The sequence below is a fragment of the Bradyrhizobium sp. UNPA324 genome, assembly GCF_006658635.1.
Taxonomy (GTDB): Bacteria; Pseudomonadota; Alphaproteobacteria; order Rhizobiales; family Xanthobacteraceae; genus Bradyrhizobium; species Bradyrhizobium nanningense.
This window is the reverse complement of the sequence record NZ_LFJD01000004.1, coordinates 6255406-6265603: the sequence shown is the minus strand read 5'-3', so window position 1 is coordinate 6265603 and position 10198 is coordinate 6255406. Positions and strand designations below refer to the sequence as shown.

Sequence of the window (10198 nt, the reverse complement as noted above, 5' to 3'; positions counted from 1 at the left end):
TTTCATGAGCCTGTATGGTGTTATGCGCACCGGCGTTTCCGGGATGAGCGCGCAGTCCAACAAGCTGTCGACGGTCTCGGACAACATCGCCAACGTCAACACGACCGGCTACAAGCGGGCTTCCACCGAATTCTCCTCGCTGATCCTGAAGAGCGGCTCCGGCAATTACGATTCGGGCGCGGTCGAGACCACGGTCCGCTATGCCATCAGTGACGCCGGTCATACGCAGTTCACGACGTCGACGACGGACCTCGCCGTCCAGGGCAACGGCTTCTTCGTGGTGTCGAATGCCAACAACACGCAGCAGTACCTGACGCGAGCCGGCTCGTTCGTGCCGGACAGCCAGGGCAATCTGGTCAATGCGGCCGGCTTCTACCTTTTGGGCAAGCAGGGACTCGTAACCAATTTCTCGCAGAACAATCTGACGGGACTTCAGATCGTGAACGTCTCACAAGTGTCGCAGGTGCCTGTGCCGTCGACGCTGGCAACTGTGACCGGCAATCTTGATCCCAGCGCGGCCATCGTCCCGCCGGCATCTCTACCTCCCAGTCCGACGTCATATTCGTCGAAGAGTTCGATCGTGGCCTACGACAACATCGGCAACGCCAAGAAGCTCGACGTCTATATGGCTAAGACCGGATCGATTGCCGGTACGGACACTTGGCAGATCCAGGTCTACGATTCGGCAGCGGGTGCCCCGCTTGCGGGTGGTCTTGGCACGTTCACCTTCGACACGACGGCAGCCGGAAAGGGCGCAATGACCGGTCCAACATCGCTCACTGTGACTGTTCCCGGTGGCTCAGCCTTTACGATCGATATGTCGGCCGTGACGCAGGTCGCTTCCAGCTTCGACTTCAAGGCGACGGTCAACGGCAGCGTTCCCTCTGCCATCGAGAAGGTCGACGTTAACTCCCAGGGCGTGCTGACCGCCATCCTCAAGAATGGGCAGCAAACGCCCCTCTACACGATCATGCTTGCCGACGTTCCGAGTCCCGACAATCTCACGCCCGAAGCTGGCAACGTCTATTCCATCAGTATGAATTCCGGAAACGCGCAGGTCGGGAATACTGCTGCTGGCGGGCGCGGCACCGTTCAGTCGGGTGCGCTGGAGGATTCCAATGTCGATCTCGCGGACGAACTCACCGGGATGATCGAGGCGCAGCGCGGCTTCACCGCAAACTCGAAATCGTTCCAGACCGGCGCCGACCTGCTCGACGTCGTCGTCAACCTAAAGCGCTGAGTCGTTCGGCACGCATCCCGGCCAAGAGCAGATCATGTCCCTTACCGCCGCTCTCGACTCCGCTCGCGCCTCGCTCATGGCGTCGGGCATCCAGTCGTCGACGATCTCGCGCAACATCGCCGGTGCCGGCGCCGTCGGCTATTCGCGCAAGATCGCCGTGCTGGACAACCTGCCCAATGCCGGCGTCTATGTCGCGGCGATCCAGCGCGCCGCAAGCTCGGGTCTCTACAACAACGTCTTGATCGCGACTTCGTCGTCGGCCAAGCAGAATGCGATCTACGATGGTCTGCAGAAGATCGCATCGGCCACGGTGGACGATCCGGAACTCGGCCAGTCGCCGACGGCGCGGCTCAATGCGCTGAAGCAGGCACTGCAGCAATATGCGAACGCTCCGGACAACGCCACGCTGGCGCAGGCCGCGGTGACGTCCGCAAAGGACATGGCGACCTCGCTCAACGAGGCGACCAGGACCGTGCAGACGGTGCGCGCGGGCGCGGACGCCGACATGGCGACCTCGGTCGCCAACATCAATCAGCTGCTCACCCAATTCGATAAGGTCAACACCGCGATCGTGAAGGGAACGATCGCCGGCGACGACATCACCGACTATCTCGACCAGCGCGACACCATCGTTTCGAAGATGTCGCAGGAAGTCGGCGTCTCGATGTCGATCCGCGCCAACGGCGATGCTGCGCTCTACACCGACAGCGGCGTCGTCCTGTTCGACAAGACGGCGCGCTCGGTCAGCTTCGCGGCGACCAACAACTACACGGCCGGCACCACGGGCAACGCGGTCTATATCGACGGCGTGCCTGTTACGGGCGCCAATTCGGTGATGCCGATCAAGACCGGCAAGCTCGCGGGCCTCGCTGACCTGCGCGACAAGGCCACGGTCACGTATCAGGACCAGCTCGATGAAATCGCGCGCGGCCTGATCAATACCTTCAGGGAGAGCGATCAGACCGCCGCGGCGCTGCCCGACGTTCCCGGTCTGTTCACCTATCCCGGCGCGCCGGCGATGCCGGCGAGCGCCACCGTCTCGGTCGGCCTTGCCGGCCTGATCAGTGTTGCGGCGTCGGTCGATCCGGCCCAGGGCGGCAACCCGAACCTGCTGCGCGACGGCGCGATCAGCGGCAATGTCGCATACCAGTACAACGCCGCCGGCAACGGCGGCTACTCGGCCCGGCTGCAGCAGCTCATCGGCGGCATGGACGCGGCGCAGCCGTTCGATGCAACCACGCAAGGCAAGCCGAACGGCAGTCTGGTCGACTTCGCTTCGTCGTCGACGAGCTGGATCGAAAACCAGCGCAAGACCGCGGACTCCAACGTGAGCTACCAGAAAACGATGCTCGAGCGCAGCACCGCGGCGCTGTCGAATGTCAGCGGCGTCAATATGGACGACGAGATGTCCTTGATGCTTCAGGTCGAGCGCACCTATTCGGCATCGTCCAAGATCATCTCGACCGTCGACCAAATGTTGCAGAGCCTGCTGGCTGCCGTAGGGAATTGAGCCATGATGAGCGCGAACTACATCTCGACCCTGATGCTGTCCTCGGGCTTGAGGTCCTCGATCACGAACAATCAGGCCGCGCTGGCCAAGGCCTCGAAGGAAGCCACCACCGGCCGCTTCGCCGATGTCGGCCTCGAGCTTGGTGCCACAACGGGAAGCGACGTCACGTTGCGGGCGGACTTCAGCTTCGCCGATCAGCTCGTTGATACCAACGCGCTCGTCTCGGGGCGCCTGGACACGACGCAGAACCGCATCACCCAGCTCAACACGACCGCAACGTCTTTCCTCAAGGACCTGATCGCGGCCCGCAGTACCGACGGCGGCGGGCGGATCATCCTGCCGCCTGCGTCCTCCAACCTCCAGGATCTGATCGGCGCGCTGAACGTGTCCTACAACGGCTCGTATCTGTTCTCGGGCATCAATACGCAGAACCAGCCGATCACGGCCTACACGGCCGGCTCGGCCAGCAAGAACCAGGTCGATGCGGATTTCTTTGCGGCCTTCGGCTTCTCGCAATCCTCAGCCAGCGTGAGCAGCATTAGCCCGGCACAAATGCAGACCTTCCTCAACACCACCTTTGACGCCGAATTCGCGAGCCCGGCTTGGAACACCAATTGGTCAACGGCCACCGACCAGGTCATGCAAAGCCGCATCTCGACGACCGAGATCGCCGATACGTCCGTGAGCGCCAACCAGACCGGCTTCCGCAAGCTGGCCGAGGCCTACACCATGATGGCGGATCTCGGGAACGCGAACCTGAGCCAGGATACGTTCCAGGTCGTCGTGGACAAGGCCATTGGCCTCGTCGGTAATGCCATCACCGACCTCGCTGCGCTCGGCGGCAGCGTCGGCACAGTCCAGCAGCGGGTTACCGGCGCCACTGAAAAGCTCAAGACGCAGCAGGACATTCTGAACAATCAGATCGTCAAGCTGGAGGCGGTCGACCCGACCGAAGCCTCGGTCCGGGTCAACACCCTGCAGACCCAGATCCAGACCGCGCTGGCGCTCACCTCGCAGCTCCAGAAGATCAGCCTGATCAACTATCTCTGAGAAGGCTCCTTCGTGAAGGCTCGTAACCTTTGTCTTGCTGTCCGGTCTCCTGTTTAGAGTGGTTCTGATGACGTTTGAAGCCTATGAAGCGGTCGTCGACGAGAGTGGCTTTGAGGCGCGGGGTCGCGAGCGGCAGGCGCTCAGCCTCGGCATCGATCGGCTCGAACGGCTCCAGAAGGGGCGCTTCAGCCTCGAGGATCTGGTCGAGAGCCTGCTCTATGTGCGGCGGTTGTGGACGATCTTCATCGAGGACCTCGCGCACCCGGAAAACGGGCTGCCGGACAAGCTGCGCGCCGACATCATCTCGATCGGCCTGTGGGTCGTCAAGGAAGCCGATCGCCTTCGCGAGGAGAGATCGAACGACGTGATGCAGCTCATTGAAATCAACCGCCTGATCCGAGACGCTCTTTGATGAAAGTCTCCTTGCGGGCGGGCGAACGCATCTACATCAACGGCGCGGTGCTTCGCGTGGACCGCAAGGTCTCCGTCGAGCTCGTCAACGACGTGATGTTCCTGCTCGAAGGGCAGGTCATGCAAGCCTCCGATGCCACCACGGCGTTGCGGCAGCTCTATTTCATCGTCCAGCTCATGCTGATGAATCCGACCGACATCCGCGACGCCGCCGCGCTCTACGCGCAGCATCACGCGGCCCTGTGTGCCGTGTGCGAGAGCCGCGAGATGCTGGAGGGACTCGGCGCGGTCGACGAGCTGGTCCAGGCGACGCGTTACTTCGAGGCGCTCAAGCGGATCCGGGCCCTGTTCCCGGTGGAGCAAGCGATCCTGGCCGGCGCCGCCACCGTTTCCCCCTTCGAGGCTGCCTGACAGCGGAGAGTCACATGAACGTCACCAGCGCGACCGACAGCACAAGCAAGTCGTCCAACTCGACTGGCCAGACCACGACGACGTCGAGCAACGGCGTCGACTACAATACGTTTCTTCAGCTCCTGATCGCCGAGATGAAGAACCAGGATCCGACCAATCCGATGGACACCTCGCAATATATGAGCCAGTTCGCCCAGCTCTCGACGGTCGAGCAGGCGATGCAGACGAATTCGAAGCTGGACGCGCTGCTGTCGTCGCAGTCCTTGTCGCAGGCCAACAGCCTGATCGGGAAGACCGTCAGCTTCACCGACTCCACCGGTGCCAGCTTCAGCGGCAAGGTCGCTTCGGTCGCCATCAACAGCGATGGCTCCATCGCGACCCTTCAGGACGGCACCAAGGTCGCGGTCGGGCCCGGGCTCACGATCAGCCAATCATGAACGAACGCGACGCTCTCGATATCGTCCAGGCGGCGATCTGGACCATCATCGTCGCCTCCGGGCCCGCGGTCGGCGCCGCGATGCTGGTCGGCACCGTGATCGCGCTGATCCAGGCCCTGACCCAGATCCAGGAGGTGACGCTGACCTTCGTTCCGAAGATCATCGTCATTCTGCTGGTCGTTGCCGTCTCCGGCTCCTTCATCGGCGCGCATCTCTCCACTTTCACCGAGATGGTCTATTCGCGGATCGAGCACGGCTTCTGATCCTGGCGGCGACCTGCCACCACCCTCGCGTAAGCTTTGCGCGGCAGATTGCGAACCGGACTCCTCCGCCGGTGACCCATGGCCGATACGTTAGCTGCTAGCCTGCCCAGCCCGCGCCGCCTCGGGGCCGACGCCTTTTTCGCGGCCGGCATCGTGACCATGCTCACGATTCTGTTCCTGCCGATTCCCCCGATCCTGATCGACCTCGGCCTTGCGTTCTCGATCGCGCTGTCGGCGCTGATCCTGATGGTCGCACTGTGGATTCAGAGACCGCTCGACTTCTCGGCCTTCCCGACCGTGCTGCTGATCGCGACGATCCTGCGCCTGGCGCTGAATATCGCGACGACGCGCCTAATCCTGTCGCGGGGCGGGGAGGGCGAACAGGCCGCCGGCTACGTCGTCGCCGGCTTCTCGAAGTTCGTCATGGGCGGCGACTTCGTCATCGGTCTGATCATCTTCGCCATCCTGGTCACCGTGAACTTCGTCGTGATCACCAAGGGCGCGACGCGTATCGCCGAAGTCGGCGCCCGTTTTACCCTGGACGCCATTCCCGGCAAGCAGATGGCGATCGACGCGGACCTGTCCGCCGGCCTGATCGACGACAAGGAAGCCCAGCGCCGCCGCCGCGAGCTCGAAGAGGAGAGCGCCTTCTTCGGCGCCATGGACGGCGCCTCGAAATTCGTCCGCGGCGACGCCATCGCCGGCCTCATCATCACCGCGATCAACATCTTCGGCGGCATCGTCATCGGTGTCACCCATCACGGACTGACCCTGACGCGTGCCGCGGACGTCTATACCAAGCTCTCCGTCGGCGATGGTCTGGTGTCGCAGATGCCGGCGCTGATCGTGTCGCTGTCGGCGGGCCTGCTGGTCTCCAAGGGCGGCACCAGGGGGTCGGCGGAGCAGGCGGTGCTGCGGCAGCTCGGCGGCTATCCGCGCGCGGTGTCGGCCGCCGCGCTGATGATGTTCGTGCTCGCCCTGATGCCGGGCCTGCCGATGGCACCCTTCGTGCTGCTCGGCGGTGTCATGGCCTTCGTCGGCTATACGCTGCCGAGGCGGCAGGCGGCCCGGGAGCGCAAGGAGGCGGCCCTCAAGGCCGACGAGCGCGCCCAGACCGAGGCCAAGGAATCCGTCAAGGAGCAGCTCAAGACCGCCGAGATCGAGCTGGCGCTCGGCGGCCACCTTTCGGTCCATCTGCTGGGCTCGCGCACCGAGCTTGCGCACCGCGTGGCCAAGATCCGCAAGAAGTACGCCAAGCAGTACGGCTTCGTCATTCCCGAGATCAAGCTCACCGACAATCTCTCGATCGATCCCAAGGGCTACCAGATCCGGATCCACGACACCCGCGTCGCCCATGGCGAGCTCAGGCTCGGCGAGGTGCTCGTGCTGGTCGACAAGGACGGCAAGCCCGACGTGCCGGGCGAAGAGGTGGTCGAGCCCGCCTTCGGCATGAAGGCGCTGTGGGTGACGGAAGCCTTCACCGACGAGATCAAGCGGCAGGGCTGCAAGCCGGTCGACAATCTGTCGGTGCTGCTCACGCATTTGAGCGAAGTGATCAGGGCGAACCTCGCCCAGCTCTTGTCCTACAAGGACATGCGCGCGCTGCTCGACCGGCTCGATCCCGAGTACAAGCGCCTGGTCGAGGATCTCTGCCCGTCGCAGATCTCCTATTCGGGCCTGCTGGCGATCCTGAAGATCCTGCTGGCCGAGCGGGTCTCCATTCGCAACCTCCACCTCATCCTCGAGGCGATCGCCGAGATCGCGCCCCATGTGCGGCGCTCCGAGCAGGTCGCCGAGCACGTGCGGACGCGGCTTGCCCAGCAGATCTGCGGCGATCTCTCCGACAACGGCGTGCTCAACGTCGTGCGTCTCGGCAACCGCTGGGACCTCGCGTTCCATCAGAGCCTGAAGCGCGACGCCAAGGGCGACGTCGTCGAATTCGACGCCGATCCGCGCCTGATCGAGCAATTCGCAACCGAAGCCAGCGCTGCGATCCGCAAATTCACCGAAAGCGGCACCAGCGTGGTGCTGGCGGTGACGCCCGAAGCGCGCCCCTATGTCCGGATGATTCTGGAACGGGTGTTCCCGACATTGCCGGTGCTGTCGCATGTCGAGGTCGCGCGCAGCGCGGAGATCAGGGCACTCGGAGCCATCTCGTGATCAGCGGTCTCGCCGACAGCGTGCTGGTGACGTTCATCGTGTTCTGCCGCATCGGCGCTTGCCTGATGCTGGTGCCCGGCTATTCCAGCGTCAACGTTCCGGCCCAGGTCCGCCTGTTCGTCGCGCTGGTCACGACGTTCGCGCTGGCGCCGATCCTGATCGCGGTTCTGAAACCTCTCACGGACAACGCCGCGCCGCTGACGCTGGCACTCCTGATCTGCTCCGAGCTGCTGGTCGGCAGCGTCATTGGGCTCGGCGGGCGGGTGTTCTTCCTCGCGCTCCAGACTATGGCGACCGTGATGGCGAGCGCGATTGGCCTCAGCAACATCCCGGGGACGCCGGTTGCCGACAGCGATCCGGCGCCGGCGCTGGTGCCGCTGATCATGGTATCGGTCACCACGCTGTTCTTCATGACCGACCAGCATTGGCAGGTCCTGCGCGGGCTGATGAACTCCTACGACGTCTGGCATCCCGGCGACAGGCTCGGCGGCGGCATGGCGCTCGACCAGCTGGTCGGCCGCTTGTCCGAGGCGTTCGTGCTGACGCTGCGGATCACCAGCCCTTTCATCGTCTATTCGGTGATCGTCAACCTGGCGGTCGGCCTGATCAACAAGCTGACACCGGCAATTCCGGTCTATTTCATCTCCGTGCCCTTCGTGCTGTTCGGCGGCTTCCTGCTGCTCTACCTCACCAGCGACGAACTGCTGACGCAATTCATGCTCGGCGTCTCGTCCTGGCTGGCGGAGTAACTGGCATGACCTCGCGCGCGGACAAGCTCGGCCGGATGGTCTCGCTGATGAAGCTCCAGCTCCGGCTGTCCGAATGGCAGCTTGCGCAGTTGCGGCAGCAGGAGCGCAGCCTGCAGCACGAGCAGGAATGGCTGGTGGGAGCCTTGAACGACGGCAAGCCGCCGGCGGGCTCGTCGAGCGAATCGATCGCGCGGCGCCTCAACAGGACGAGCGTCGGTGCGCGCGCGGTCGAGGCGCAGGCCGCCCAGCAGCTCGACCAGGTTCGCGCGGAGAACCGCCGCGTGAAGCAGCTCGAGGAGGTCGCGAAGGCGGCACTGGCCGACAAGCTCCGCGACGCGGAGAAGCGGGTTCTCGAGGAGATGACGGGACTAAGCCCTGCCGTGCGCGCGTGGACGCCACGGCCAGCCAACCGGAACAAGACATGATCGTGACAGCGACGCCAGACCTCGTACTCGACGTCCTCGGGGCCGCCGATCCCGTGACGCAGCGCGCAGCGACCGCGAAACTCGATGCACTGAAATCTTCCGGCGCCGACTTCGCCGCCACGATGGATGCAGAGGTCGGCAAAGCCGCAGCAGTGGCAGCCGACCAATCCGCGACGCACCTGTCCGAGGCGCAGTCGAGCGCGGTGAACGGCGCGCCGGTTCGGGTGATCAAGGCGCCGGCATCCGGCGAGGTCTATCGGAAGTTCGAAGCTTTCATCCTCCAGACCTTCGTCGAGACGATGCTGCCGAAGGAGTCGGAGGAGGTCTTCGGCAAGGGCACGGCTGGCGGGGTCTGGAAGTCGATGCTGGCGGAGCAGCTTGGCAACCAGCTGGCAAAGGGCAAGGGCATCGGCATCGCCGATCGGCTCGCTGCTGCGCATCCAGCGGCACCGAACGTTGCGGACAAGGCAGGATGATGGTCCGCGAATGGGTGACAGAAGTTGAGGGGTGAGGTTTCTATGCAGGTACAAGAGGGCGCGGCGGCCATGGCGATCGAACAGCCGGTCGCGGACACCGAGGTGATCACGACGGACGCAGCGGCAGGCGATGCGCTGCTTCCCGTGTTGCTGCCAATCGTGAGCAGCGAGGCCGTGGTCGACGGCGCCGATGCGGTGAGATCGGACGAGGTGCGCGGCCTGCTGTCTGCGATCCGCCGGCTCGAGAGCATCGTCGAAGAGGAGACGGCCGCGCTCGCCACGGGCAAGAAGATCGATTTCGACGACTTCAGCGCACGCAAGAGCCGGAGCATGCTCGAATTCGTCCGCCTGATGCGGGCGCGGATGCATCTCGGCGGCGAAGTCGAGGTCACCGCGGAGATCCAGCGGCTGCGCGAAAAACTCGAGCGGAATCGCTCGATCCTCGAAATGCACTATGACGCGGTGCGCGAGGTCGCCGGCATCATCGTCAAGGCGATCAAGGAGGCCGAGTCGGACGGCACCTATACCGGTCGCGCAGCGCAGGACGGAAAATGATCAGACTGGTGCTGGCCGGACTCTGGGTATGCATCCTCACTGCGGGCACGAGCTATGCCGTGGCCTATTGGAAGGAAAACGGCAGCCTTCTGCCGGCGAAGGACGAATATCTCGACGGGCTGCAATACCAGAAGACGCGGGCACTGAGCGTGCCCATGGTCGAGAACGGCAATGTGCAGGGCTATATCGTCGCGCGCTTCGTCTACACCGTCGAGGCGCGGACCATGCACCAGCTCAACGTTCCGCCGGAGCCGTTCGTCGTCGACGAGGCCTTTCGCAGGATCTACGCCGACGACCGTCTCGACTTCAGGAAGCTCGCCCGTTACGACCTCTCCATCCTGACGACGGCGATCAAGCAGCGCGTCAACGAGCGGATGCAGGCTGACGTCGTCCAGGACGTCCTGGTCGAGGATTTCAACTACGTCTCCAAGGAAGAATTCCAGCAGAAGCCGTAGGATGCGACGGCTTGACGTCGAGTCGTGCTCGGCCGATAGCACCTCAGCATGAGGCC

13 protein-coding genes are annotated in these 10198 nt (G+C 63.9%); all 13 read left to right on the top strand.

All coding sequences use genetic code 11. From position 1 onward, the window contains the following. Nucleotides 1-4 precede the first annotated feature (4 nt). The 13 genes from UNPA324_RS29985 (at nucleotide 5) to UNPA324_RS29925 (ending at nucleotide 10142) form a co-directional block, all read left to right on the top strand. Nucleotides 5-1240, top strand: a complete 1236-nt coding sequence (locus UNPA324_RS29985; protein WP_128920226.1) for a flagellar hook protein FlgE — start codon at nucleotides 5-7, stop codon at nucleotides 1238-1240. A 34-nt stretch (nucleotides 1241-1274) separates the two neighbouring features. Then, the gene (gene flgK, locus UNPA324_RS29980; protein WP_141937521.1) at nucleotides 1275-2750 is read left to right on the top strand and encodes a flagellar hook-associated protein FlgK; all 1476 of its coding nucleotides are present in this window, start codon (nucleotides 1275-1277) and stop codon (nucleotides 2748-2750) included. A 3-nt stretch (nucleotides 2751-2753) separates the two neighbouring features. Continuing rightward, on the top strand, nucleotides 2754-3800 hold the full coding sequence (locus UNPA324_RS29975; protein ID WP_141937519.1) for a flagellar hook-associated family protein: 1047 nt from the start codon (nucleotides 2754-2756) through the stop codon (nucleotides 3798-3800). Nucleotides 3801-3867: 67 nt separating this feature from the next. Further along, a complete protein-coding gene (flaF, locus tag UNPA324_RS29970; RefSeq protein ID WP_164936358.1) occupies nucleotides 3868-4212 on the top strand; it encodes a flagellar biosynthesis regulator FlaF in 345 nt (114 codons plus the stop codon). Next, nucleotides 4212-4622, top strand: coding sequence for a flagellar biosynthesis repressor FlbT (gene flbT / locus UNPA324_RS29965; protein WP_128920223.1), 411 nt, complete (start codon nucleotides 4212-4214; stop codon nucleotides 4620-4622). The genes flaF and flbT overlap by 1 nt, the downstream gene beginning before the upstream one ends. 14 nt (nucleotides 4623-4636) lie before the next feature. Next, entirely contained in the window at nucleotides 4637-5059 is a 423-nt protein-coding gene (flgD, locus tag UNPA324_RS29960) for a flagellar hook assembly protein FlgD (RefSeq protein ID WP_128920222.1), read from the top strand. Further along, complete coding sequence (gene fliQ / locus UNPA324_RS29955; protein ID WP_027572776.1) at nucleotides 5056-5322, top strand: flagellar biosynthesis protein FliQ; 267 nt, start codon at nucleotides 5056-5058, stop codon at nucleotides 5320-5322. Before flgD ends, fliQ begins: the two co-directional genes overlap by 4 nt. Before the next feature lie 78 nt (nucleotides 5323-5400). Beyond that, complete coding sequence (flhA, locus tag UNPA324_RS29950; protein ID WP_141937517.1) at nucleotides 5401-7482, top strand: flagellar biosynthesis protein FlhA; 2082 nt, start codon at nucleotides 5401-5403, stop codon at nucleotides 7480-7482. Beyond that, nucleotides 7479-8231, top strand: coding sequence for a flagellar biosynthesis protein FliR (fliR, locus tag UNPA324_RS29945; RefSeq protein ID WP_128920220.1), 753 nt, complete (start codon nucleotides 7479-7481; stop codon nucleotides 8229-8231). Before flhA ends, fliR begins: the two co-directional genes overlap by 4 nt. 5 nt (nucleotides 8232-8236) lie before the next feature. Beyond that, a complete protein-coding gene (locus UNPA324_RS29940; RefSeq protein WP_128920219.1) occupies nucleotides 8237-8656 on the top strand; it encodes a hypothetical protein in 420 nt (139 codons plus the stop codon). Continuing rightward, complete coding sequence (locus UNPA324_RS29935; RefSeq protein WP_181769565.1) at nucleotides 8653-9132, top strand: rod-binding protein; 480 nt, start codon at nucleotides 8653-8655, stop codon at nucleotides 9130-9132. Before UNPA324_RS29940 ends, UNPA324_RS29935 begins: the two co-directional genes overlap by 4 nt. Before the next feature lie 42 nt (nucleotides 9133-9174). Further along, nucleotides 9175-9687, top strand: coding sequence for a flagellar biosynthesis protein FlgN (locus tag UNPA324_RS29930; RefSeq protein WP_128920217.1), 513 nt, complete (start codon nucleotides 9175-9177; stop codon nucleotides 9685-9687). Further along, a complete protein-coding gene (locus UNPA324_RS29925; RefSeq protein ID WP_128920216.1) occupies nucleotides 9684-10142 on the top strand; it encodes a hypothetical protein in 459 nt (152 codons plus the stop codon). The genes UNPA324_RS29930 and UNPA324_RS29925 overlap by 4 nt, the downstream gene beginning before the upstream one ends. The last annotated feature ends 56 nt before the right edge of the window (nucleotides 10143-10198 follow it).

What these genes read in the sequence shown, in the direction of transcription:
- UNPA324_RS29985 (WP_128920226.1), top strand. Translation starts at nt 5, where the DNA reads ATGAGCCTGTATGGTGTTATGCGCACCGGCGTTTCCGGGATGAGCGCG.
- flgK (WP_141937521.1), top strand. Translation starts at nt 1,275, where the DNA reads ATGTCCCTTACCGCCGCTCTCGACTCCGCTCGCGCCTCGCTCATGGCG.
- UNPA324_RS29975 (WP_141937519.1), top strand. Translation starts at nt 2,754, where the DNA reads ATGATGAGCGCGAACTACATCTCGACCCTGATGCTGTCCTCGGGCTTG.
- flaF (WP_164936358.1), top strand. Translation starts at nt 3,868, where the DNA reads ATGACGTTTGAAGCCTATGAAGCGGTCGTCGACGAGAGTGGCTTTGAG.
- flbT (WP_128920223.1), top strand. Translation starts at nt 4,212, where the DNA reads ATGAAAGTCTCCTTGCGGGCGGGCGAACGCATCTACATCAACGGCGCG.
- flgD (WP_128920222.1), top strand. Translation starts at nt 4,637, where the DNA reads ATGAACGTCACCAGCGCGACCGACAGCACAAGCAAGTCGTCCAACTCG.
- fliQ (WP_027572776.1), top strand. Translation starts at nt 5,056, where the DNA reads ATGAACGAACGCGACGCTCTCGATATCGTCCAGGCGGCGATCTGGACC.
- flhA (WP_141937517.1), top strand. Translation starts at nt 5,401, where the DNA reads ATGGCCGATACGTTAGCTGCTAGCCTGCCCAGCCCGCGCCGCCTCGGG.
- UNPA324_RS29940 (WP_128920219.1), top strand. Translation starts at nt 8,237, where the DNA reads ATGACCTCGCGCGCGGACAAGCTCGGCCGGATGGTCTCGCTGATGAAG.
- UNPA324_RS29935 (WP_181769565.1), top strand. Translation starts at nt 8,653, where the DNA reads ATGATCGTGACAGCGACGCCAGACCTCGTACTCGACGTCCTCGGGGCC.
- UNPA324_RS29930 (WP_128920217.1), top strand. Translation starts at nt 9,175, where the DNA reads ATGCAGGTACAAGAGGGCGCGGCGGCCATGGCGATCGAACAGCCGGTC.
- UNPA324_RS29925 (WP_128920216.1), top strand. Translation starts at nt 9,684, where the DNA reads ATGATCAGACTGGTGCTGGCCGGACTCTGGGTATGCATCCTCACTGCG.